The sequence below is a fragment of the Streptomyces sp. NPDC002520 genome (genome assembly GCF_053595235.1).
Map to the genome: position 1 here is coordinate 92,056 of NZ_JBSFXG010000016.1, position 25,294 is coordinate 117,349.

Consider the following 25,294-nt stretch of genomic DNA (forward strand, 5'->3'; position numbering starts at 1 on the left):
TCGCTCTCCCTTCGAACCACCTCGTGAAGGGGGGGATGACCATGGCTCGACCCGACAACGCGTCCGTGGTGGTCACCGGGGCCGGCTCCGGGCTCGGCCGCGTCATCGTCGACCGCTTCACCGCCGAGGGCGCGAGCGTCGTCGCCCTCGACCGGTCGGAGGAGAAGCTCGGCAAACTCAGGGCCGAACTCGGCGACTCGGTACGCACGGTGATCGGCGACGTCACCAGTTGCTCGGTGCTAACGCGCCACGCGGTAGCGGAGGCAGACGACTCTCGAGCTGAAGGTGCGGGTCTCGACGAGTTCGAGATCCACCCGGCGCTCGCGCTGGGGAAAGAACGGAATGCCACCGCCGACCAGCACCGGATAGACCCTGGCCCGGTACTCGTCGATCAGACCCGACGCGGCGGCCTCGGCGGCGAGAGTCGCGCCGCCGATCGCGATGTCGCCCTCGCCCGGCTCGGCTCGCAACCGCTCGATCTCCTCTGCCAGGCCGCCCGAAGCCAGGCGGGCATGGCCCTGCACCGCCGACAGCGTGGTGGAGAACACCACCTTGGGGAGCGGCTTCCAGAGCGCGGCCCACTCGAGCATGGAGTCGTCGAGCGATGGATCCTGGTCGGCGGTTTCCCAGTACAGCATCGTCTCGTACAGCCGTCGTCCCAACAGGTGGACGTCGACGTTTCGAATCTCGTCGATCCAGGAGCGAAAGACCTCCTCGTCGGGCGCCGTCCAGTCGAAGTCGCCGTCCGGCCCGACGATGTAGCCGTCAAGTGAGACGTTCATCGAATAGGTCACGCTGCGCATCAGAAGTCCTCCTCGGTAACGGGTTCGACAGTACGACCGCCGGACGCCGCGGGACTCATCGCGGCTCGCGGGATCCCCGGGCCGAGTCACCTCACGAGATCACTTCGTTGAGAAATCCTCACTGACATGGGTAACGGTGTTCCCCTCATGCGGGATCTGGACCGGCACCTCACCGAGGCGCTCCTGGCAGACAGACATCCAGCCGTAGCGAGGGTCGGTGAGGTACTCGCAGAACAGCGGGTCCACCCCTCCGGCATGGCCTCGAACACAGCCGGCTCGGGGTCCAGGTACGAGATCCCGTCCACGAGCATCAGGTGTGCCGCACCCGCCAATTCGGCCGCTTTCGCCATTCCAGCCATCGGAAGTAAGGGCGCATCTCGACTTACCGCTCAGCCGTGCGCTGCGAAGGGCGCCTGACGGACATCTTGCCTGTTCAGGCGCCCTTTTCTGTGCCTGGAAGAAGCCCGGGTTCTTCGGCGGGTACGGCACCAGGAGGTTCTTCGTCTGCTTCTGCTACGACAGTCCGCGCACGATGGTGCGGCGCCCGAGGCCGTGGGCGGAGGCGAGGGCTGGCGGGAGTCTCGTGACGGCTCCTGAAGGCGGAGGGAAGGGTGATCGCGCCGTCGAGGGTCCACCCTTCACTCAGAAGGAAACATGATCCAACAGTAGCACCCACGAGGGCCGCCCGGGTGGTCGGGCGTCAGGGGTTCTGGTGCGGCTTTGTCGGCGCGCGGGCGGCGCGGGAGGGCGGATGGGTCGATTTCGTTTCGCCTTGCGGCCGTCCGGCCGGTCGGCTACCTCAACGGTAAGCGCTTTCTCAAGTGCCCTTGCTTTTTGGTGAGTTGGCGACGCGGTGGACAGAAGTCCAAGGCCGTTCGACATTCGTCCATGGCCTCACCTGAGTCGCAGGGAGTGAACTCGACGGGGTCGAGCTCCGATGATTCGTGGCTTGACGCGGGTGCGGATGTGTCGTCCGTGCCTCCAGTAATCCACCACAACCGAACATCGCAGTCGGTGTCTGTCGGAACGATCACGCACTCCCCTTCCACCTCGGAGTCGACATGACCTGGACAAGCAAGTGGAGACCGGTGCTGTTCGCCGCGCTCTTTGCACTGCTCTTCGGCGCCGCGACCGCCTGGGGCGCACCGCGTGCCCATGCGGCCACCAGTACGGCCGTCACCGTCGACGGCACCCAGCCCGGCCGCACCTTCGACGGCATCGGCGCGATCAGCGGCGGCGGCGGAAATTCACGGCTCCTGATCGACTACCCGGAGCCCCAGCGCAGCCGGATCCTCGACTACCTCTTCAAGCCCGGCTACGGCGCGTCCCTGCAGTTCCTGAAGCTGGAAGTGGGCGGCGACACCAACTCCACCGACGGCGCCGAACCCAGCCATATGCACACCCGCGACAAGATGGACTGCGACAGCGGCTACGAGTGGTGGCTCGCCGAACAGGCCAAGGCCCGCAATCCCGGCATCAAGCTGCAGGCGCTGTCCTGGGGAGCGCCGGGATGGATCGGCAACGGGAACTTCTGGTCGCGGGACATGATCGATTACCTGATGTCCTGGTTCGGTTGCGCCAAGCAGCATGGACTGACCATCGACTACGTGGGCGGCTGGAACGAGCGGGGCTGGGACGCCGACTGGTTCAAGAAGCTCAAGTCGACGCTCGTGGCGAAGGGTTACCGCACCAAGGTCGTCGCGGCCGAGAGCTTCGGCTGGGACGTCGCCGACGCGATGGCCAAGGACAGTGAGTTCAAGGACGTCGTCGATGTCATCGGCTCGCACTACCCCTGCGGCTACCAGAGCGCCTTCACCTCATGCCCCTCCAGCGACGTGGCCCAGTCCATGGGCAAGCCACTGTGGGCCAGCGAGAACGGGTCCCTCGACACCGACGGCGGAGCCAAGGCCGTGGCCCGCGCGATCAACCGCGACTACATCGACGGCAGGATGACGGCGTTCGTCAACTGGCCGGTGATCGCCGCGCTCTACCCGAACCTCTCCTTCTCCACGGACGGCATGTCGATCGCCAACCAGCCCTGGTCCGGCGCGTACCACATCGGCGCGACGACCTGGGTGACCGCACAGACCGCCCAGTTCACCCGGCCCGGCTGGAGCTACATCGACTCGGCGAGCGGCTATCTGGGCGCAGACCGTTCCAACGGCAGCTACGTGTCCCTGAAGTCGCCCGACGGCTCCGACTACTCCACCGTGATCGAGACGATGGACGCCACCGCGGAGCAGACCGTCAACCTCACCGTCCGGGGCGGGCTGTCGACCGGAACGGTTCATGTCTGGTCCACCGACGTCGCCTCGGCCGGTACGGACGACGACTTCGTGCAGGGCGCGGACATCACGCCCTCGGACGGCTCGTACACGCTGACCCTCAAGCCCGGCCACGTCTACACCCTCACGACGACCACCGGCCAGGGCAAGGGCACCGCGACGTCCCCGGAGAAGACCGCTCTGCAACTGCCGTACTCCGACGACTTCGACAAGCGCGCCGCATCGAAGAGCCCCCGGTACTTCACCGACATGAACGGCGCCTTCGAAACCACGGCGTGCGCCGGAGGCCGCTCCGGCACCTGTCTGCGGCAGATGGCGCCGACCAGCCCGATCCGGTGGACCGACGAGCCCTACAACGCCCCGTACTCGATCACGGGCGACGGGTCCTGGACCAACTACACCGTCACCGCTGACGTCCTGTTCAGTGAGAAGGGCACGGTGGAACTCCTCGGCCGGGTAGGTCAGCAGGGCCGCAACAACAACGGCCTGAACGCGTACCACCTCCGCGTGAGCGACAAGGGCACCTGGTCGATCGACAAGAGCGACACCACGTGGAAGTTCACCCGGCTCACCGGGGGACGGACCGACACCCTCGGACTGAAGAAGTGGCACACCGTCGCCTTCACCCTGCAGGACACGAAGCTGACCGCCTCCGTCGACGGCAAGGAGCTCGGCAGTGTGACCGACTACTCGCTCAGCAGCGGCCAGGCCGGGCTCGGGGTGACGGGTTATCAGACCCAGCAGTTCGACAACTTCGTCCTCACCCCGGGCGCACCGTCGCCGCAGCACCTCGGCGCCGTCACCTCCGGCCTGGCGGGAGCCTGCCTCGAAGCGGAGAACGGCGCCGACGCCGACGGCAGCCGGGCCCTGGCCGGTGACTGCGACGGCAGTCCCGGGCAGCAGTGGTGGTGGGGCAACGGACAGCTGCGGCTGGGCAGTTCGGCTGGCAAGTGCCTGGACGTCACCGGCGGTGGCACCGAGAACGGTTCCCTGGTCGAACTGTGGGCGTGCAACGGCGGCGGCAACCAGCAGTGGGTGCCCCAGGTCGACGGCACTCTTCAGGGGCAGCAGTCCGGGCGGTGCCTTGCGGTGCCCGGGTCCGACACGACGAGGCAGCTGGTGATCCAGGACTGCGACGGCACGGCGGCGAATCAGCGCTGGACCCTGTCGTAGAGGTGCACGGCGTGCGCTGGCGCCCGTGCCTGACCTGATCGCTGTGGTGCGACGACGGCGACGACACATGCGGTCCGGCCGTCGTCGCACCACACGTCACCCATTGCCGACCCCCACGCATCGAAGGAGCAGACCTGTGAACGACCATGTGGATGGTGTGAGACGCCGGGGCGTGCTCACCGCCGGCCTGGCCGGTGTCGGCGCCGCGCTGGTACCCGGCGGGCGGGCCGCCGCCGCGCCGGGCGGCGGGGCCGGGCCTGTGTCCGTGCCCGACGGCGCTGGGCAGGGCGCGCGTCGGGTGTTGAACTTCAACACGGGCTGGGCGTTCTGGCGCGAGGACGTCTCCGGTGCCCAGCAGCCCGGATTCGACGACGCGCAGTGGGCCGCGGTGTCGCTGCCGCACACGATGCGGCTGGAGCGCAAACATCCCTCGGCGTACGACGTATTCGCGGGGATCGGCTGGTACCGGCGGTACTTCCGGGTGGCTCCGCAGCACGAAGGACGGCGGCTGACCGTGGTGTTCGACGGTGTCCAGACCGACTGCTCCGTCTACGTGAACGGGGAGAAGGTCGCCGAGCACCAAGGCGGCTACATGGGCTTCGTCGTGGACATCACCGACAAGGTCCACTTCGACGGCGACAACGTCCTCGCCGTGCGGGTGTCGAACCTCGACGACCCACTCACCCCGCCCGGCAAACCCCGAACCCAGCTCGGCTTCCTCACCTTCGGGGGCATCTACCGGGGCGTCACGCTCCGGGTGACGGACCCGGTCCACATCTCCGACCCGCTGCAGGAGGACCTGGTCGCCGGGGGCGGCGTCTTCGTCTCCTACCCGAAAGCGACCACACTCCGGGCGACGGCCCAGGTCAGGACGCACGTGGTGAACGAGGCGGCCGACGCCGCCCGGATCCGACTCACCACGGTCCTGTACGACGCCCAGGGTACGGCCGTCGCCCGGGCCACGGACGCCGCGACGATCTCCGGGAAGGACGGGCACGCGTTCACCCAGTCGATGGGCGTGGCCCGGCCGCACCTGTGGCACCCCGACTCCCCGTATCTGTACCGGCTGGTCAGCCAGGTCTTCGTCGGCGACCGCCTCGTCGACACGGTCACCACGCGGACCGGAGTGCGACGGATCGACTTCAAGGCGGACGGGTTCTACCTGAACGGCGAGCGGCTCTACCTGCGCGGCGCCAACTGCCACCAGAACTACGCCTACATCGGCGACGCCGCCCCGGCCTCGATGAAGTACCGCGAGGCGCTGCGCCTGAAGCTCGGCGGGTTCAACTCCGTACGGGCCGCGCACTACCCGCACGATGTGGCCTTCCTCGACGCCTGCGACGAACTCGGCCTCCTCGTCGTGGCCTGTGAGCCGGGCTGGCAGAACTGGAACGGCGACCAGACCTTCGTCTCCCGCACCTACCGCGACATCGCCACGATGATCCGGCGCGACCGCAACCGGCCCTCGGTGATCCTCTGGGAGACCTCCCTCAACGAGACCGCGTACCCGCAGTGGTGGGCGAAAGAGGCCGACACCGTCGCGCACGCCGAGATGCCGGGCGACCAGATGTTCACCTCGGCGGACTACGGGATCTGGGGCGGCGAGTACGACGTCGACTACAAGGTCGTCAACACCGACGGCTCGGATCCCGCGCCCAAAGTGCCCTTCCTCACCCGCGAGTGGGGCGACTGGGAAGACCCCAGCCGCACCGACCGTGCCGTCGGCGAGAGCGCGATGGTGGACCAAGTCGTCACCCGTCAGCGCTACTTGAACGGCGACGGGTACTGGGACTGGGGCGGACTCGACGCCAACAGCCGGATCGGCGGCTACTTCCTGTGGGTCTTCGAGGACTATGGCACCAACGACACCTACCAGAAGTCCGGCGCCGTCGACATAGACCGGTACCCCAAGTACTGCTACCACTGGCTCAGGTCCATGCAGCCTGCAGCCAATCCGAACCACGGCGGCCCGATGGTCTTCGTCGCCAGCGCCCACACCGCCGACTCCGCAAGGGAAGTGCGGGTCTTCAGCAACACCGACCGGGTCCGGCTCCACCAGAACGGCCGCCTCGTCGGCGAGCAGACCCGCGCGGGCAACGCCGCGTCTGCACCGAACGTGGCGGCCAAGGGCGGCAGCCCGTACTACACCTTCGTCCTGCCGGAGTTCGCCGCCGGAGAGCTCACCGCAGAGGGCTACCTGGACGACGAGCTCGTCGCGACCCACCGCGTCGACACCCCTGGCGCTGCACACCATTTGAAGGTCGTCGCCGACGACGCGGGCGGCCGGGACGCACTCACCGACCTGCTGGCCCTCGCCCTGGGTGACAGCGCGCGGGACGGGAAGAAGGCCGCCCGCAAGCTGCTGGACGAGGTCGAGCCCGGCAAGGTGGAGGCGCTCATCGACCTGGCCGGTGAGAAGCGCGGACGTGCCCTGTCGGCGATGGAGGCCGCGGGTCTGCGCGCGATCGCCGGGCTGCTCGACCGGATCCGGCCCGTAGCAGACGGGTCCGACCTGATTCCCGTGTACATCAAGGTTGTTGACGCCCACGACACCCTCGTCGTCGACTCCTCGGCCACACTCGACATCGAGGTGACCGGAGCCGGCACACTGGTCGGCGCGGACATACCGCGGATCGCGGTCCAGACGCAGAAGGCACAGGGCGGCATCGGCTACGCCCTGATCGCCACCGGCACCGCAAGTGGCTCCCTCAGGCTCACCGCGACCTCGGCCGGCCTGACCAGTGGCGAGTACACCGTGCGGACCGAGCCGTACACCGGAACGCATGTGGCCGACGGCACCCACCCCATCTGGAAGAACATCTCCACGCTGGAGAGCCAAGGCGCCCAGAACCTGGCCCTGTTCAAGATGGCGACCGCCTCCACCGCCCAGTCAGGACACGCACCGGCCGACGCGGTGGACGACGCGGCGGAGTCCAAGTGGGTGGGGGACGGCCCCGATCCGGCCTGGTGGCAGGTCGACCTCGGGGCGTCCGTCGAGGTCGAGCAGTTCCAGATCCTCTGGGAGACCGGCGAGACCGCGTACCGGTACCGGATCCTGACGTCCGACGACGGCGCCACGTGGACGACGACCGTCGACGCGCATGACAACGTCACGGCGGTCACCACCGCCGTCCATCATGTACAGGTCACGACGCGTCACGTACGCGTCGACATCCTCGGTGCCGGTGACTGGTGGCCCTCGATCCGCGAGTTCCGCGCGGTCCCGCCCGGCGGCAGCGGCGGTGTGCCCCCGGCCGACCCCGGGCCGAAGATCGCCCGCGACCAGATCAAGACGGTCACGGCGTCCAGCGCCGCCACCGGCTTCGGACCCGACAAGGCCTTCGACGGCGACATCACCTTCGGTACCGGCTGGAACGCCGCCTCCCCGGCGGTCCCCCAGACGCTCACCGCCGAACTTGCCGCAGCCCACGACCTCGCCGGAGTGCGCATCCACTGGGGCAAGGACAGCAGCTGGTACACCTTCGACCTGCAGACGTCGACAGACGGCAGCACCTGGGACACGGCACTCTCCGGCCTGACCAGAAGCGGCCAGTACACCCTCCCCGAACTCTTCGCAGCGCCGGACGTGCGCCTGATCCGCATCACTGTCACCCAGGTGAGCGGCGGGGGCGCGCAGACCGTCGCGGGTATCGCGGAGGTGATCCTCTATGGAGCGCCTGCCTGAGGATGGCCCTCACTTCGCCGGCCAGGAGGACCGGGTGACCAGGACGACGTCGGCGAGAAAGCCCAGGCGTACCGGCGCACGGTCCTGCCGAGGCGGTGTCTGAGGACTGCTTGGGGGCGAATGTGGAGCGGCCGCACGCCCCGCACGGACGCCCACGAAGGATCTCTATGCGTCCTGGTGCGAATCGTGGCCCGGCCGACTCCGGCGAAACGACGTTGGCCCGCGCGATCGTCCGTGCCCCGCGCCCGCGTCAAGGGGCGCGGGGGTCGCGACAGGGGCGACCTCGGACCGCGCGGCCGGGCTGACGGCGGGCCTGGCTCCCTGGTGCGCCAACGATTGGCCCGATGGGAGCCCGGATTTCACGATGAACACCGACGTCCAGCGGCCGATCGCTCCTTGACCGGCGGGAATCGGGTCAGCCATGTGCCGGCGTACCACCGCGTCTTTCCGGCTCCTGGCCCACCGGAACCGCCTTGTCCGCCGACACCCACGAGGTGCTGAACCTGATCGAACCCGGCGCCCATCCGGACTTGACCGACAGCATCCGGGGTGCGCTGTTTCCCACGCACATCGGGCCGTGGGATCGCGGACGGAGCGCTGCGGCGGCCGGCGCGACCACTGGCACGGCCCCTCCGACGCCTACAGGTTCCATCCGGCCCGATGGCCTGTCAGGGACAAGGGAAGTCCGGCGAATCATGCCGATATATGCAGACTGGGACCGTGATGCCGGTGCAACGCCGCCGCGTTCGCACGTAGGTTTTGCCGTCCCGTGGTTGCCGCCCCCACGGGCCGGGCAGATTCTGGTTCACCATGCCGTGGGGCAACTGGTTCTGCTGGTCAGGGGGTGCATGGGTCCCCCGCGCCTGCGCGGGGGATGAGCATGCACCTTGAGTTCCGGCATCTGCGTGTCCTGCTCACCGTCGCCGAGGCCGGCAGCATCCGCAAGGCCGCAGCACGGCTGCAGCTCTCTCAACCGGCCACGAGTGCTCAGTTGAGGCGGATCGAACACGAGCTGGGCGGCCCGCTCTTCATCCGCGGCGCCGACGGGGTGAAGCCGAACGAGAACGGTCAGTACGTCCTGCGCTGCGCACGTGACCTCGTCGTCGGCTTCGACCGCATGCGCGAGCACGCGCGATCGGCCGCTCAGACGGACAGAGAGGTCGCCGCCCCGCTGAGGGCGGGCGGAACCGCCGGCCCCCTGGTGTCCCTCCTGATCTCCGCCCTCTTCGAACTCGTCCCGGAACGCCGGCTCACCATCGATGCCCGCCGTTCCGTGCACACCCTGGTGAGATCGCTGAGCCTGTCGAAATGCGACATCGCGGTGTTCGGCGAGTTCCCGGGCTTCCCCCTTCCCGTCGGCGAGTCGGTGGCGACGCGCACACTGCTGCGCGAGCCGGTCTTCGTCCTGCTCGCCGAGGACCACCCGCTGGCGCGCCAGGAGACGGTCAGCCTCCATGAACTGGCGGGCGAGGAATGGGTCATGCCGGAGGCCGACGAGAGCGGTGTGCACGCGTATCTCCATCTCACGTGCCAGTCGGCGGGATTCACACCGCGCATCGCCCATGTGACCCCGGACCTGTCCGTGGCGCAGATCCTGGTCGCCGGCCGGCGTGCCGTCTGCGGCGTATGGCCGACCGCCGATGTCTCCGCCCAGGGCACCGTGCAACGGCCGCTCGTGGACGTCCCGTTCCACCGGCGGCTTCTGCTGGCTTGGAACACGGAATCGGTTCCGCCCGAGCTCGCCCACGCCGCGTGCGAGCGTCTGCTGGCCGCCTATCTGTCGCTGGTTCGGCAGCGGCCGCAGTACCTGGCCTGGTGGGAGGACGGCGGCGAGGAGTTCGCCCTCGGCGACGGCACGTGACCGGCCGAGCCGCGGTTCCCCATGCCCTATAGCTCCGAGGTTATAGCCCAGATGGGATCACGTCAGGAACATGTCATCAGGTGCACACTTCGCGTCAGCGTCCACGGACGCCGTCACCCCACGACGAGCGAAGGAATCACCCCGTCATGCCCCGACCTCTTCACGCCCTTTCCGCGATGGTCGCCGCCGGCCTCATCACGACGGGTGCGATGGCCGTACCAGCGCACTCGCAGACCAACGCGGTGCAGCACGGAACCTCCGTCCGCGACACGGCGATATCCCAGGCCAAGTCGAACGTGACCCGCAACGCCGACACCTTCGGTTTCGGCACGGGCCAGAGACTCCACGTCAAGGACGTCGTGATCGACGCCGACGGCACCCGGCACGTCCGCTTCGAACGGACCTACCACGGCCTCCCCGTCGTCGGCGGCGACTTCGTCGTCCACCAGAAGGCCGACGGCTCGCTCAAGGGATCCACCCGCGCCAGGGCCCACAAGGTGGCGCTCAAGTCCGTCACTCCCGCGGTCGACGCCAAGGGCGCCTCGGCCGGCGCGCTGAGGCGCTCGCACGGGTTGGTGCGCGACGCCAAGTCCTCCCCCCAGCTGATCGTGTGGGCCGCCGACGGCACCCCCCGTCTGGCCTGGCGCACCACCGTGCAGGGCCTGGGCGACAAGGGCCAGCCGCACGGCGAGGTCTTCGTCACCGACGCCACCACCGGCGCGGCGATCGAGAACTACGACGCCGAGCGTGAGGCGACCGGCACCGGCCACTCCGAGTACACCGGTGACGTCACCGTCGACACCACCCAGCAGGCCGACGGCACCTTCGCCCTGATCGACCCGGTACGCGGCCACATCACCAAGGACGCGCACAACCTCTCGTCCTCGTCGGTGAAGAGCTCCTCCGGCACCCTGTTCACCGACGCCGACGACATCTGGGGCGACGGCACGAAGTTCTCCACCGACCGCGCCACCGCCGCCGTCGACGCGCACGCCAACACAGCGAAGACGTTCGACTACTACAAGGCGACCTTCGGCCGCAACGGCATCAAGAACGACGGCCGCGGCGCCACCGTCTTCGTCCACGTCGGCACCAACTGGGACAACGCCCAGTGGTCGGACACCTGCTTCTGCATGCTGACCGGCGACGGCAACGGCACCACCGACCCCGAGCAGGTCGACCTCGACACCATGGGTCACGAGATGACCCACGGCGTCACCTCGGCCACCGCCAACCTGCGCTACAGCGGTGAGTCCGGCGGTCTGAACGAGGCCACCAGCGACATCCTCGGCACCATGGTCGAGTGGTACGCCAACAACCCGGTCGACACCCCCGACTACCTCTTCAGCGACCAGTCCACCCCGCCGTGGCTGCGCCGCTTCGACAAGCCGTCCCTGGACGGCCGCTCCGCCGACTGCTGGTCGAAGTCGGTCGGTCGGCTCGACGTGCACTACTCCTCGGGCGTCGGCAACCACTGGTTCTACCTCGCGAGCGAGGGCAGCGGCGCCAAGACCATCAACGGCGTCTCCTACAACAGCCCCACCTGCAACGGCTCCACCGTCACGGGCATCGGCAACCAGAAGGCCTCCGCCATCTGGTACCGGGCGCTGAACGTCTACATGACCTCCACCACGGACTACAAGGGCGCCCGCACCGCGACGCTGAACGCCGCAAAGGACCTCTACGGCGCCACCAGCCCCGAGTACGCCACCGTGGCCGGCGCCTGGAGCGCGGTCAACGTCGCCTGACGCAGGGCCGAATGTCGACTCGTGGCCCAAGGCGAGTCCGACAAGGGCGCCTGCCGGGCATCTGCCCTGGTCAGGCGTCCTCTTCCTGTGTCCGGGAAAATTGATGGCAAAGGCGGACGTTCGCGGTGTCCTGGTCCGCGACCGTTTCGGTTCCTGGAATGACACGACCCCCGTGCCCGATGAAAACCCGCGCCGAACGGCGGACCGCCCGCCGCCGTGGCGCCAGGAGGCACCGGGCCTCGTGGGCAGCTCCAAGCGGATGTGTTGGCCCGTCCCGTGCTACGGCGAGGTGGGCGGGTGTGGGGAGCGGAGCACGAGCAGGGTGATCTCGCTGGGGGCGAAGACGCGGAACGGCGGGCCCCAGAAGCCGGTGCCGCGGCTGGTGTAGAGGAGGGTGCGGGTGCCGTGGTGGCTGAGTCCGGCGAGGGCGGGCTGGTCGATGCGGACCAGGTGGTGGAAGGGCCAGATCTGGCCGCCGTGGGTGTGGCCGGAGAGTTGGAGGTCGATGCCTTCGGCTGCCGCGCGGTCGATGAACTTGGGCTGGTGTGCCAGGAGCAGGACGGGCAGGTCGGGGTCGGCGCCGCTTAGGGCTCCGGCGAGGTGGGCGCGGTGGCCGGCCAGGCCGGAGGACTCGGCGGTGACGTCGTCGACGCCGGCGACCACGAGGGTGTCGCCTCCGCGTTCGAGGAGCAGATGGCGGTTGCGCAGCGGTTCCCAGCCCAGCTCGTCCATCAGGTCGACCCAGCCCTGGGCCTCGCTGTAGTACTCGTGGTTTCCGGTGACGTAGACACGGGCCCTGGTGGCCCGCACGGTGCCGAGTGGGACGGCCTGGGCGCGGCGGCGTTCGGCCGTGCCGTCCGCGATGTCGCCGGTGTGGCAGACCAGGTCGGCTTCCAGGGTGTTCACCGTCTCGCACACCCGTGCCGACCAGTGAGTGCGATCGAGGGGGCCGTAGTGGGTGTCGGTGATGAGGACGACGCGGAGTCCGTCCAACCCGGCACCCATTCGCGGGAGTTGTACGTCGAGTCGGCGTACGCGTGGTACGCGGCGGGCCTCGGCGTATCCCCAGGCGAGCAGGACGGCGGTTGTGCCGAGGACGGCCCACGTGACGATACGGGCCCGGTCCTGGCTCTCGCCGACGCCGACCACGGTCAGGGCGAGCCGCAAGAGGACGCCGAGCAGAACGGACCAGGTGAACAGAACCCAGCTGCTGCCCAGCAGGGTGTCACCCATGACCGCCGCCCAGTCCTGCTGACGCCGGCCGTGGCCGCGGGTCATCGCGAGCGGCATGCCGATGAGGCCGAGGACGAACAGGGCGGTGCCGACCAGCGTGACGGGCAGCGGCCAGTGCTGGCCGGTGTGCAGGAGCACCCAGCAGGGCACGGCCCACAGCAGGACGGGGGCGATCAGGGGGATGTAGCGCATCAGGCGGTGCAGTCGGCTCCGCCCCGGAGCTTGCGCTTCACCCTCGGCGGGCCGGGTGTTGCTGGTGTCGGTCACGCTTCCCCTCCCTGACCAGGCTGCCGTCTGGCGCACTGTATCCGGTCGCCCTCGGGCCGGCCGCACCGGCGTTCATGGGCGCCGCCCCCCACCGCCATCGAGTGGGGCGTCGTGGCCCGTGCGCTGGGCACGCGCCCGTCCTTCCGTATCGGACAGGCCGATCCGTGGAATCGCGATGGTCACCGAGATCCCGCTTGGCGCGTCGGCCGTGGCCATGGACGCTCGGACGCGGGCATGCAGTCACGCGTCGGTCACCCGATCGTGTTCGCCCACCGGATACCTGGTGGGCCGTTGGATCCCGCGGTACTACAGGCCGGCGAACCCTGACGAGCCGTGATCCTCTCTCTTCCTTCCCCCGAAGGTGTGCTGGCCTTGATGTACTCCAGGGCGCGGCGCGCGTCGGGCATGGCGCCGTCGCTGTCGTCGTCCCTCAGTCGGCACTGTGCTTGGCGGATGACGGCAGAAGTGGCCGTTCGCGCGTCTGCCGGAAAAGCTGGACGTGCCGAAGCGGCCGAGCGGACTGAGGTGATCGCGAATGGCGGACGAAAGCGTGGACTACCCGGGCCATGTCGTCCCGGTCGGGCATGTGGAGCCGGTGCCGCGGCGAATCCGTGCGCAGGTCGGTGGCCGGTGCGTGTTCGACACCCGGCGTGCGTTGTACGTGTGGGAGTGGCCCGGCTATCCGCAGTACAGCATTCCGCTGCGGGATCTGGCCGAGGGCGTCCTCAGCGACGACGGCCGCGCCGGCCGGCTGGGCCCCGGCCCCGCGCGGCGGCACTCGCTGCGGGTCGGTTCCGAGGTCCGTGAAGGTGCGGCGTGGGTCTGGGGCGAGGGAGCCCCGGAGGCACTCATCGGCACCGCCCGTTTCCGGTGGGACGCGGTCGACGCGTGGTACGAGGAGGAAGAGCAGGTCTTCGTGCACCCGCGGAGCCCGTACACCCGGGTGGACGCGCTGCGCTCGTCCAGCGGCGTGCGCGTGGAGGTGGACGGCACGGTCCTGGCGGACGCGCCGTCCTCGGTGAAGCTCTTCGAAACCGGCCTGCCGACCCGTTACTACGTGGAGCGTTCCTACGTCGACTGGACCCTGCTGCGTCCCTCGGACACGGTGACGGCGTGCCCGTACAAGGGCAGGACCAGCGGGTACTGGTCGTTCGTGCGCGGAGCCGTCGTGCACGACGATCTCGCCTGGGCGTACGATTTTCCGACCGTGTCGTGCGCCGCGATCGCGGGGATGGTCGCCTTCTACAACGAGCACGTCGACCTGTACCTGGACGGCGTCCTGCTCCCGCGGCCCACCGCCCTGTCGCGGGCACAGTGGGACAAGGGGCAGCGGGCACGTTCCTGAGCCGCTCGCCGGCGCCCGCGGATCAGGGTGGACGGCATGTCCGTGGTGGCAGTCGTGTAGTTGCCGGTGTCGCCTGTGCACCGGTGCATGGGGCGGCCGTTCGGGGGGACCCCGGCTTGGCAAGCTGCGGCATTCGGAGGCTAGTTGGGGATTCGACCTTGCTGTATGGCAGGGGCGAACCCTCGTCGGGCTTGGTTCCTTCGCCGTGAGTCCCCGCTGTTCCCCGCTCGATATGGTGCGTTCGTGGTGAGCGGTGGTGCGGTGCTCAGCGGGCCACGCCGGCTGGACCCGCGCGGGGTACTTGCTGATTTGGTGGCGTGACCTGCTGGAGAGCGACGACGATTCGGTCGGCCCGTGGGCGCCTTACCGGGTCCACGAGCCCGGAACCGGTGGCCGGATCCCATGGGGATCACGCGTTCGGCCGACAGATTCCTCTGGCAGGTCACGACGACGGCGCTGTGGACGCATGGCCGGTCCTCGCCATGCAGGTGGACACCCAGGAGTGGAACCGTTACGAGATGTCCGCCACGGAGTTCCTGTACCGAGTCCCTATCGATCCCGGTTTCCGCCCCTGCTCCGTGGCACCGGCCGTGTCTGGTCCGTCTTTCGAGCCTGTATGAACAGCCGGTGACGGAGTGGAGGGCTGTGATAGGCGGGGCCGCAGTCGTACGGGGCTCAGCAACCGGCTGCCGCGCCGTATACCTCCCGGATCGTCGATCTGGTCGCCCTTGGCCCAAGGCCCACGTTCGATACACGCCCTAGAAGAAGCCAAGTTTCCGAGGGCTGTAAGAACAAAGAATGTTCTTCGTCTGCTGGTAGTGGTCCAGCATCATCTTGTGCGTCTCCCGCCCGATCCCGGACTGCTTGTAGCCGCCGAACGCCGCGTGGGCGGGATAGGCGTGGTAGCAGTTGGTCCAGACCCGGCCCGCCTGGATGGCGCGGCCGGCGCGGTACGCGGTGTTGATGTCGCGGGTCCACACGCCGGCACCGAGGCCGTACAGCGTGTCGTTGGCGATCTTGATGGCGTCGTCGAAGTCGTCGAACGAGGTCACCGAGACGACCGGGCCGAAGATCTCCTCCTGGAAGATCCGCATGCGGTTGTCGCCCTCGAAGATGGTCGGCTGGACGTAGTAGCCACCCTTCAACTCACCGTCGTGTTCGATGCGTTCGCCGCCCGTGAGGACCTTCGCGCCCTCCTGCCGGCCGATGTCCAGATAGGAGAGGATCTTCTCCAACTGGTCGTTGGAGGCCTGGGCGCCGATCATCGTGTCGGTGTCCAGGGGGTGCCCCGGCTTGATCTGCCGGGTGCGTTCGACGGCCGCCTCGATGAACTCGGCGTAGTGACCGCGCTGGACGAGCGCCCGGGACGGGCAGGTGCACACCTCGCCTTGGTTGAGCGCGAACATGGTGAAGCCCTCGAGGGCCTTGTCGCGGAAGTCGTCGTCCTGCGCCCACACGTCGTCGAAGAAGATGTTCGGCGACTTGCCGCCCAGTTCCAGCGTGACCGGCTTGATGTTCTCCGAGGCGTACTGCATGATCAGCCGCCCGGTCGTGGTCTCCCCGGTGAACGCCACCTTGGCCACCCGCGGACTGGAGGCCAGCGGCTTTCCCGCCTCCACCCCGAAGCCGTTGACGATGTTCAACACGCCCGGCGGCAGCAGATCCGCGACCAGGCTCATCCAGTAGTGGATGGACGCCGGGGTCTGCTCGGCCGGCTTGAGGACGACCGCGTTGCCCGCGGCGAGCGCCGGCGCGAGCTTCCAGGTCGCCATCAGGATCGGGAAGTTCCACGGGATGATCTGCGCGACGACCCCGAGCGGCTCGTGGAAGTGGTACGCCACCGTGTCGTCGTCGACCTCGCCCAGCGACCCCTCCTGCGCGCGGATCGCGCCCGCGAAGTAGCGGAAGTGGTCGATGGCCAGCGGAATGTCGGCCGCCAGCGTCTCGCGCACCGGCTTGCCGTTCTCCCAGCTCTCGGCGACCGCGAGGGGTTCGAGGTTGGCCTCCATGCGGTCGGCGATCTTCAGCAGGATGTCGGAGCGCTCCGTCACCGACGTACGCCCCCACCCGGGCGCCGCCTCGTGCGCCGCGTCCAGCGCACGCTCGACGTCCTCCGCGGTGCCGCGCGCTACCTCGGTGAACGGCTGCCCGTTGACCGGCGACGGATTCTCGAAGTACTGCCCACGGGCCGGCGGCACGTACGCACCGCCGATGAAGTGGTCGTAGCGCGGCTGGTAGGAGACGATCGCGCCCTCGGTGCCGGGCGCCGCGTAACGGGTCATGCTGGTCTGCCTCCCGGAGAAGCGCTGCCCGCCGTTGGGCAGCTCTCGGCGCGAGGCTAGACAGGCCGACGTTGCACGTACGTTGCGCCGCGCGTCGGCACGGCTCCCCGGCCGGCCGGTGCCCGGCGGCCCGGCACCGCGGGCACGGACAGTTCGGCCTCCAGCGCCGCGAGCCGCGCGCGCACCGGAGCCGTCGGCCGCATTGCCGCGAGCGCCCGCCACACCTCCAGATCGGCCTCACCCCAGGGCGCGTGCGCCCAGTCCGTCAGCAGGTCCGGGTCGCGATGCGAGATCAGCGCCGTCCGCAGGGAGTCGGCGAGCCGCCGCCGCAGCCGTACGACCGCGGGCGCCTGCGAACCCGGCAGCAGCGGGCCCCGGTACCCCCCGACCGCCGCCGTGAGCGCGCCCGCCTCCAGCCGCCGTTCCACCACGGTGGCGTCGGACTCGACCGCCGCCGTCAGCCGGTACGGCCGCGAGGCCAGCAACCCCGGCCCCAACAACCGTCTCAACCGGGCGAGTTCGGCGCGCAACGTCACCGGCGTCACCGATTCGTCCGCGTACAGCGCACACTGCAGCTCGTCGCCGCTCATGCCCTCGGGATGTCGGGAGAGGAGGATGAGGATCTCGCTGTGCCGGCGGCTGAGCCTGATCCGCCGCCCGTCGTCCAGGCGGAGCTCGGCCTCGTCGCGGCCCAGCACGCTCAGCAGCGGAGTGCCCTCGGTCCGCGGGGGCGGCGCCAGCAGTGCCAGATGCGACTCTGCGGCCCGCGCCACCGCCTGCACGAAACCCAGGCTGTGCGGGTGCGCCAGCCGGTCCCCGCCCGTGATGTCGACGGCACCGAGCACCCGCCCGGTGCGCGGATCGTGCACCGGCGCGGCCGCGCACGTCCACGGCTGCACCCGCCGGATGAAGTGCTCCGCCGCGAAGACCTGCACGGGTCGGTCCACGGCCACCGCCGTGCCGGGCGCGTTGGTGCCGACCGCGGTCTCCGACCAGCGCGCCCCCGGCACGAAGTTCATCCCGTCCGCTCTGCGCCGGGTCGCCGGATGTCCCTCCACCCACAGCAGCCTGCCGTGCACGTCGCACACCGCAAGCAGATGCTCGCCGTCCGCCGCGAACGTGCCCATCAACTCCCGGAACAGCGGCATCACCCGGGCCAGCGGATGCTCGGCCCGGTAGGCGCCGAGGTCGCCGTCGGTCAGCTCCACGCTCGCCGCGCCGTCCGGCCCCACACCGGCCCGCGCACTGCGCCGCCACGACTCCGCCACCACCGACCGCACAGGCTGGGGCACCATGCCCGCCGTGGCGAACGTCTCGTGCGCCCGGCGCAGCACCTGGACCCGCTCGGCGGGGTCGGCCCCCGGCTCGAGGGCCACCCACGGATCGGTCAATTCGGCCTCCCCGGACGGTGAATCTGCTGGGACCATCGTCACGCGCGGTGTTCCTGCGGACAACCGGTTCGACGTCCGCCTAGACGAAATTGACCAGTCTGATGTACCGGGGCCAGTTCCAGTTCGGTCCCGGATCGGTGTGGTCGCTGCCGGGCACCTGGTAGTGGCCGATGATGTGCTCCCTGTCCCGGGGGATGCCGTATTTGGCGCAGATGGCCGCCGTCAGCTTCGCGGACCGTTCGTAGAGGGCGTCGGTGAAGTAGCCGGGACGGTCCACCCAGCCCTCGTGCTCGATGCCGACGCTGCGGGTGTTGTAGTCCCAGTTGCCCGCGTGCTAGGCGATGTCGGTCTCCCGCACGCACTGGGCGACATGCCCGTCCGCCGAACGGACCACGTAGTGCGCGGACACGTTCTTCTTCGGGTTCTTGAAGACGGCCAGCGTGGTCGCGTAGGTCGTCTGTGTGACGTGGATGATCACCCGGTCGATGGTGTACGCCCAGGGGCGGTCGGAGGAGGTGAAGTTGCCGGTGCTCGCCCGCTGCCACTCGCCCGAGGGGTAGTCGACGGCCGCCTGCGCGTCCGCACGCGGGTCGGGAAGCAGCGCGTAAGGAACGGCGGCGAGCGCCGTGCCCTTAAGGATGCGTCGCCTGCTGAGGCCTGGCCGGGACCGGTTCTGTTCCATCGTCGGGTGCCTTTTCGGTGCGTGGGGGCGAAGGCGTCACATGCACGGGCAGTGGCGAGGCGTCACAGGCTCAGTGTCCGGGCGGTCTCGCGAAGCCGCTGGTGCAGGCCGCGGTACGTCTCCCGCGCGGGCGGCCACTGGCCACCGACCCGGCCGCGGGTAACTCACGTGCCAGGTCGGCCGCGCAGGAGGCGGTGAACAGGCACGCCACCAGGGCGACCAGGACCGCCAGCGGCAGACTGCCGCCCGCGAAGGCCGCGCCCGACGGAATCGACGCGGCAACCGCGGCGGCCGGCGCCATCGCCGTGATGCTCTGGAACAGGACCTCGCGCAGCCCGATGGCGTCGCGCCGTAGGGTCCCGGTCGTCTCCCCGTGCATGTGTATCCCCCGATACGTGTCAGCCTGCCATTGCTCGACGTGCGCACGTTCTTGTGCCGAGAGCGCTCCACCGCGAAAGAACAGCGACCGCGTCTCGCCTCAATCACGGTACGGCCCGGGAGAGTTGGGCAGAAGGGCGTGCCACGCTTCCGTGGACAACGCGCGGGCTGTGGGCAACTCGGTCACTCGATCGAGCGACGGACTTGTTGCCGCATGCGGGGAAACTCACCGGGACACCCTCGGGGACCCCGCCCCGGCCCCCGGCCCCGGCCCCGGCCCCGGTCCTGGTCCCGGTTCCGGAGCCGGGAGCGGACCTGACCGGTCCCCGGGCACAGGGCCGGACCTGGGAGCGGGGGCGAGCACTGATGCCGAGCCTCGGACCGGGCGGGCCGGCCCGTCGGCCCGCCGCCCCTTCAGGGTCGTTCCGCCACCGACGCAGGATCGTCGAGGACGGCCCGGACGACCGAGTGCGCGGCACCCAGCAGCGGACCCTCCGGGCCCAGCCCGGACACCGCCACCGGACAGGCGGGCCCCGCCGTACGGCCGGTCAACTCGGCTTCCAGGGAAGGCAACAGCCACGGGGCGAGGCCTGCCAGAGCCCCGCCCAGCAGGACCGTCTCGGGATCGAGCAGATTCACCGCCCCGGTCAGGGCGATACCGAGTGCGGTCCCGGCGTCGTGCAGGGCACGCCGTACTGCCTCGTCGCCCGCCTCGGCCCGCTGCGCGAGCAGCCCGACCACGTCCTCTTCCGTCTCGAGCCCGGCCGCGCGCAGCACTGCTTCCTCGCCCGCGTACTGCTCCAGGCATCCCCGTCCGCCGCACCCGCAGGAAGGCCCGTCGGGCCGGACGGGCACATGGCCCAGCTCGCCGGCGAACCCCCGGGTGCCGCGCAGCAACCGTCCGTCCACGATGACCGCGGCACCGATGCCGATCTCCGCCGACACGTGCAGGAAGTCGCGCGGTGTGCCGGTGCCGAGCCAGAGTTCGGCCAGAGCACCGAAGTTGGCCTCGTTGTCCACGGTCAGCGGCAGTCCCTCGGGCAGCAGGGCGCCGAGGTCAGTGTCGTTCCAGCCGAGGTTCGGCGCGCGTACGACCGTACGGCCGTCCCGGGCAACCAGACCCGGCACGGCGACCGCGAGCCCGGCGGGCCACAGCCCCTCCGGCTCCGCCTCGGCCACGACCCGGCGGACCAGGGCCGTCAGCTCCTCGATCACCGGTTCGGGGGTGCGGCCCCGGTTCGCGACGTGCCGCACCGCCCGTGCGCGGACCGCGCCGCGCAGATCGACCGCGCACACGGCGAGGTGGTCGACGCCGACCTCCGCGCCGATACCGGCGGGCCCGCGGCCGCTCAGCGTGAGCGCCGATCCGGGCCGCCCCACCCGGCCCGGCCGCCCGGGGCCCAGTTCCTCCAGCAGACCCTGACGGACCAGCTCGTCCACGAGAGTCGACACCGCTGCCCGTGTCAGGCCGATGTGCGACGCGACCGCCGCCCGCGACAGCGGACCCTCCGCCCTGACGGCATGCAGGACCCGTGCCAGGTTGCGCCGGCGCATGCCCTGCTGGGTGTCCGGCAGGGCGCGCCCGGTCCCGGGCGGGCGGGTCTCGTGCAGCGGTGCGGTCATGCCTCCGTCAATCCTCGTGTGGGCGGCCGAATCCGGTCCGGGGTGTCAGGGCACGCGTCCCCGAGCGGGCCCGGCCCTCCGTCCCTCCCGTCCGCGGCCGGGTTCAGCTGGACTCCGTCCCCCGCTCCAGCAGTGGGGCCGCGTCGGAGAGTACCCCGGTGATCCGGTTCAGCGTCTGCTCGTCCCGTTCGACAGCCTCCAGCACCGGTCCCGCGGCCGTGTTCCAGCGGCGGGCCACCGCGGCCGGGTCCTCGCCGGTCAGCAGGCCCGCCGCCTGTGCCGCGGCACCGAGGGCGACCAGTTCCCGTGCCTCGGGCACCTGGACGGGCCGCCCCGAAAGCCGCCGTACCGTCTGCTGCCAGGCCGTTCCGCGGGCGCCCCCGCCGATCAGCAGCAGCGGGGTGCTGCGGTCCGCATCCTCGTCGAGGACGAGGTCGAGCGCGCGGAGCAGCGAGTGGACCGCGCCGTCGTAGGCCGCCTGCAGCAGCTGGCCGGCGGTCGTGTCGTGGCGCAGCCCGTGCAGCAGTCCCGAGGCGTGCGGCAGGTTCGGCGTGCGCTCGCCGTCCAGGTACGGCAGCAGGGTGACGGATGTGCCGGGTTCGACGGCCTCTCGGTCCAGGCCCAGCAGGGCGGCGACGCGGTCCACGGCGAGCGTGCAGTTCAGGGTGCAGGCCAGCGGCAGCCAGTCGCTGTGCGCGTCGGCGAAACCGGCCACGGTGCCGGTCGGATCGGTGGGGCGGTGCCGGGAGACGGCGTACACCGTCCCGGACGTGCCGAGGCTCAGCACCGGGGTGCCCGGACGCAGACCGAGGCCGAGAGCGGCGGCCGCGTTGTCGCCGGTGCCCGGCGCCACCAGGGTGCCCTTGGAGAACGGCAGGTCGTGGCTGTCGCGTACGGTGCCGGCCATCTCGCCGGGCCGCACCACACGGGGCAGCAGCGCCGGATCGAGGCCGATGTGCGCCAGGGTCTCCTCGTCGTACGTCTCCGTGCCGGACGCCCACCAGCCGGTGCCCGAGGCGTCGCCGCGGTCCGTGGTGCCCTCGCCGGTGAGGTGCCCGGTCAGGTAGTCGTGGGGGAGCCGTACGGCCCGGGTGGCCCGGACCGCGTCCGGCTCGTGCTCGGCCAGCCAGGCCCACTTCGTCACTGTGAACGACGCGCCGGGCACACTGCCGGTGCGCTCGGCCCAGGCCTTCGGCCCGCCCAGCTCCTCGACGAGCCGGCGCGCCTGCGGCGCCGAGCGGATGTCGTTCCACAGCAGGGCCGGACGTACCGGCTCGCCCCGCTCGTCCAGCGTGACCAGGCCGTGCTGCTGGCCACCGATCGAAACCGCGGCCGCCTCGTGCGCCGCGTCACCGCACTGGTGCAGTGCCTCGCACAGGGCGTCCCACCACTGGCGCGGATCACTCTCCCGGGCGGCACCGGACGACACGGTGTGCGGCGCCTGGCCGCTCGCCACGACCTCTCCGGTGGATGCGTCGACGACCAGCGCTTTCGTGGACTGGGTGGAACTGTCCACGCCGACGACGAGCGGACCCTCGGCTGCTGACATCGGGCTCTCCCTCTTCCGCGGCTCTGCGGGACTGCTGTGAACGGGCAACGGTGTCCCTCGACGACACCGATCCGTGCCGACCCGTCGTCGAGGACACCTTGTCCCTTCCCACAGGCTGTGTTCGCATACTAATTTGTAAACGGCCATGACGAAATAGTCGTACGCATCGAGGAGCCGCCGCATGAGCTATGAGCCCACCCCCGAGGACAGGTTCACCTTCGGCCTGTGGACCGTCGGCTGGCAGGGAAGGGATCCGTTCGGCGACGCCACCCGCCGTGCCCTCGACCCCGTCGAGACCGTGCAGCGCCTGGCAGCGCTCGGCGCCCACGGTGTGACCTTCCACGACGACGACCTGATCCCCTTCGGATCCTCGGACACCGAGCGCGAGTCGCACGTCAAGCGCTTCCGCCAGGCCCTGGACGCGACCGGCATGACCGTCCCCATGGCCACCACGAACCTCTTCACGCATCCCGTCTTCAAGGACGGCGCGTTCACGGCGAACGACCGCGACGTGCGCCGCTACGCGCTGCGCAAGACGATCCGCAACATCGACCTCGCGGTCGAGCTCGGCGCGAAGACGTACGTCGCCTGGGGTGGCCGCGAGGGTGCCGAGTCCGGCGCCGCCAAGGACGTGCGCGCCGCGCTGGACCGCATGAAGGAGGCCTTCGACCTCCTCGGCGAATACGTCACCACCCAGGATTACGACATCCGCTTCGCCATCGAGCCCAAGCCGAACGAGCCACGCGGCGACATCCTGCTGCCCACCGTCGGCCACGCCCTGGCCTTCATCGAGCGACTGGAGCGCCCCGAGCTGTATGGCGTCAACCCTGAAGTGGGCCACGAGCAGATGGCCGGGCTGAACTTCCCGCACGGCATCGCGCAGGCCCTGTGGGCGGGCAAGCTCTTCCACATCGACCTCAACGGCCAGTCCGGCATCAAGTACGACCAGGACCTGCGCTTCGGGGCCGGCGACCTGCGGGCCGCCTTCTGGCTCGTCGACCTTCTGGAGAGCGCCGGGTACGAGGGGCCGCGCCACTTCGACTTCAAGCCGCCGCGGACCGAGGACCTGGACGGCGTGTGGGCGTCGGCGGTCGGCTGCATGCGCAACTACCTGATCCTGAAGGAGCGGTCGGCCGCCTTCCGCGCCGATCCGGAGGTCCAGGAGGCACTGCGGGCTTCGCGCCTCGACCAGCTGGCCCGGCCCACCGCGGCGGACGGCCTGCAGGCCCTGCTCGCCGACCGCACGGCCTTCGAGGATTTCGACGTCGAGGCCGCAGCCGCCCGCGGGATGGCCTTCGAACGGCTCGACCAGCTGGCGATGGACCACCTGCTGGGCGCACGGAGCTGATCACGCGGGCGCGTGGGCGTCGATCGTGCGACGCCTCCCACGCACACACGCGTGCGTGCCGATGCACGGGGCCCGAGGCGCTGGGCCGAGGGAAGTCGGCCTCCCTACGGCGCTCCGCGCTCTCGGTGCCCCGCGGATGAGCTCGGGGCGTCAGACCTACGAGTCGATGGCGTCCCGCGTGGTGGTGTAGGAGCCCGATGAAGACATGAAGTGGAAGTTCGCCGGTTTCATGGCCCGCAAGCCGGCTACCGAGAAATCAGCGTGACTGACGTCCTAGGCCTTCGACATGTCCTGGTGAATCGTCAGTCTTCCGACACCGGATGGACCTTGGGGTCGATCCGTGCCACAGCCAGCGCTGCGGCAGGGTCCCGGTCCGCCGTGCCGGCAGGGACCCAGCGCCGGCCCTCCTGGCGGTACGGCCACCAGTGGCCCTGCTGGTCGAGCCGCAGTTGGACACCTTCGCCGACGACGGTCCAGTGGTTGCCGTCGGTCCGGAACGACGGCCGTTCCACCCACTCCCAGGCCTGCTCCAGCGCCACGCGCGCGCGGGCGAGTGCCACCTCGTCCACCTGCCACTTCTCGTCCAGGACGGCCAGCGCCGCCGCACCGCCCAGGCGCCAGGCACGGACAGCCGTCTCCAGTCCGTCCAGGTCTCGGCCCGATCCTTCGGCGAGGCGGTCGGCGACGGCATCCGGGGCTGTCTCGTCGGCAAGCCGTACGGCGTCCTGACGCACCGTCAACGCCTTCGCGACGGTCCGCTCCTCCCCGCTGCCGTGGAGGGCCTGGGCGAGCAGCCTATGGGCCTCCACGGCCGTTCGCCGGGCCAGGTATCTCAGCGCTGTGGGATCGATTCCGAGTGCCGGTGCCGACTCGGCGTCGAAAGAAGGAGGTTTGCCCGGCACGTCCGGTAGGTTCGGCAGATCCGGCAGCGGGGGCAGGATGTCCGAAGCCGCCCAAGCCTCCATCGCGTCCACACCCACCGATTCGGCCGGCTCTTCGCCGGGTGCGGTGCTGCGCACATGCAGTTGTTCCAGGAAGGCCCTCTTTCCACGGCCACGCATCATCAGCAGCACGAACGGATCGTCGTCCAGCAGGCGTGCCACCTGATGGCAGAGAGCCGCGGTGTGACCGCAGTGGTCCCACGCGCCGCAGTCGCACTCGGGCTCAAGATCGCCCAAGCCCGGAAGCAGGTCGATCCCCCTGACGGCCGCGTCCTCGATCAAGAGCGACGGCAGCTCCCCGTCGAGGAGCGCGGCGAGGTGTCCCGCGCGCTCCACGGCCAGATCGAGAAGCCGGCCCCATTGTGCGTCGGACAGCTCCGGCACCAGGACGTCGGCCCGGTGCGCCGCCCCGCCCCGGTCACGGACGACGGCGGTGACCCGGCCCGGCCGTACCGTCACCGCGCCGACGCCTCCCGCGCGTGCGAGCCCGCGCCCTGCCTTCACGGCGGCGCCGTCCAACGCCGTGTCCTCCAAAGCGCCCAGCCAGGCGCGGCCCCACCAGGTCTGCGCGAATCCGCGTCCGCGCGCGGGCGGCATCGCGGCGAACGTGCGCTCCAGTCCGCGTTCGTACCCGTGGGCCTCGCTCGGAACGTGCGTGTGCGTCTCGCTGGGATCGTGCACGTCTCCTTCGTGCCGTTCG

General features: G+C 70.1%; 14 protein-coding genes and 2 pseudogenes. 7 read left to right on the top strand and 9 right to left on the bottom strand.

All coding sequences use genetic code 11. The annotated features are described in order from the left end of the window. Positions 1-41: 41 nt before the first annotated feature. Positions 42-227, top strand: a pseudogene (locus tag ACWD5D_RS22910) (SDR family NAD(P)-dependent oxidoreductase); the annotation flags it as partial. Between the two features lie 12 nt (positions 228-239). Here the strand turns inward: ACWD5D_RS22910 and ACWD5D_RS22915 are convergent. Next, positions 240-803: a dihydrofolate reductase family protein gene (locus tag ACWD5D_RS22915; protein ID WP_451374589.1), complete on the bottom strand. Its 564-nt coding sequence runs from the start codon at positions 801-803 to the stop codon at positions 240-242. Between the two features lie 1,061 nt (positions 804-1,864). On the opposite strand from ACWD5D_RS22915, the gene ACWD5D_RS22920 reads away from it, so the two are divergent. The 4 genes from ACWD5D_RS22920 (at position 1,865) to ACWD5D_RS22935 (ending at position 11,555) form a co-directional block, all read left to right on the top strand. Beyond that, positions 1,865-4,261, top strand: a complete 2,397-nt coding sequence (locus ACWD5D_RS22920; RefSeq protein WP_451374590.1) for a ricin-type beta-trefoil lectin domain protein — start codon at positions 1,865-1,867, stop codon at positions 4,259-4,261. A 136-nt stretch (positions 4,262-4,397) separates the two neighbouring features. Continuing rightward, positions 4,398-7,946, top strand: a complete 3,549-nt coding sequence (locus tag ACWD5D_RS22925; protein WP_451374591.1) for a discoidin domain-containing protein — start codon at positions 4,398-4,400, stop codon at positions 7,944-7,946. Between the two features lie 880 nt (positions 7,947-8,826). Then, positions 8,827-9,807 (top strand): LysR family transcriptional regulator, encoded by a 981-nt coding sequence (locus ACWD5D_RS22930; RefSeq protein WP_451374592.1) that lies wholly within the window; start codon positions 8,827-8,829, stop codon positions 9,805-9,807. Positions 9,808-9,953: 146 nt separating this feature from the next. Beyond that, a complete protein-coding gene (locus ACWD5D_RS22935; RefSeq protein WP_451374593.1) occupies positions 9,954-11,555 on the top strand; it encodes a M4 family metallopeptidase in 1,602 nt (533 codons plus the stop codon). A 279-nt stretch (positions 11,556-11,834) separates the two neighbouring features. Here ACWD5D_RS22935 and ACWD5D_RS22940 read toward each other — a convergent pair whose 3' ends face one another. Beyond that, positions 11,835-13,055 carry a metallophosphoesterase gene (locus tag ACWD5D_RS22940; RefSeq protein WP_451374594.1) on the bottom strand — a complete coding sequence of 407 codons (1,221 nt, stop codon included), beginning with the start codon at positions 13,053-13,055 and terminating at the stop codon, positions 11,835-11,837. Positions 13,056-13,590: 535 nt separating this feature from the next. Here ACWD5D_RS22940 and ACWD5D_RS22945 point away from each other — a divergent pair. Continuing rightward, positions 13,591-14,400, top strand: a complete 810-nt coding sequence (locus tag ACWD5D_RS22945) for a DUF427 domain-containing protein (protein ID WP_451374595.1) — start codon at positions 13,591-13,593, stop codon at positions 14,398-14,400. Positions 14,401-15,158: 758 nt separating this feature from the next. Here ACWD5D_RS22945 and exaC read toward each other — a convergent pair. From exaC to xylB, 6 genes and pseudogenes are all read right to left on the bottom strand, one after another. Next, complete coding sequence (gene exaC, locus ACWD5D_RS22950; RefSeq protein ID WP_451374596.1) at positions 15,159-16,682, bottom strand: acetaldehyde dehydrogenase ExaC; 1,524 nt, start codon at positions 16,680-16,682, stop codon at positions 15,159-15,161. Between the two features lie 56 nt (positions 16,683-16,738). Next, on the bottom strand, positions 16,739-18,073 hold the full coding sequence (locus ACWD5D_RS22955; protein ID WP_451374597.1) for a GAF domain-containing protein: 1,335 nt from the start codon (positions 18,071-18,073) through the stop codon (positions 16,739-16,741). Between the two features lie 79 nt (positions 18,074-18,152). Beyond that, positions 18,153-18,755 (bottom strand): annotated as a pseudogene (locus ACWD5D_RS22960) (N-acetylmuramoyl-L-alanine amidase). Between the two features lie 70 nt (positions 18,756-18,825). Further along, positions 18,826-19,134 (bottom strand): hypothetical protein, encoded by a 309-nt coding sequence (locus tag ACWD5D_RS22965; RefSeq protein ID WP_451374598.1) that lies wholly within the window; start codon positions 19,132-19,134, stop codon positions 18,826-18,828. A gap of 413 nt (positions 19,135-19,547) precedes the next feature. Beyond that, complete coding sequence (locus ACWD5D_RS22970; RefSeq protein WP_451374599.1) at positions 19,548-20,756, bottom strand: ROK family protein; 1,209 nt, start codon at positions 20,754-20,756, stop codon at positions 19,548-19,550. 103 nt (positions 20,757-20,859) lie between these two features. After that, complete coding sequence (gene xylB / locus ACWD5D_RS22975; protein ID WP_451374600.1) at positions 20,860-22,305, bottom strand: xylulokinase; 1,446 nt, start codon at positions 22,303-22,305, stop codon at positions 20,860-20,862. A 181-nt stretch (positions 22,306-22,486) separates the two neighbouring features. Here xylB and xylA point away from each other — a divergent pair, with 181 nt between their 5' ends. Further along, positions 22,487-23,653 carry a xylose isomerase gene (gene xylA, locus ACWD5D_RS22980; protein WP_451374601.1) on the top strand — a complete coding sequence of 389 codons (1,167 nt, stop codon included), beginning with the start codon at positions 22,487-22,489 and terminating at the stop codon, positions 23,651-23,653. Positions 23,654-23,955: 302 nt separating this feature from the next. On the opposite strand, the gene ACWD5D_RS22985 is transcribed toward xylA, so the two are convergent. After that, positions 23,956-25,191 (bottom strand): SWIM zinc finger family protein, encoded by a 1,236-nt coding sequence (locus ACWD5D_RS22985; RefSeq protein ID WP_451374671.1) that lies wholly within the window; start codon positions 25,189-25,191, stop codon positions 23,956-23,958. Positions 25,192-25,294: the final 103 nt, after the last annotated feature.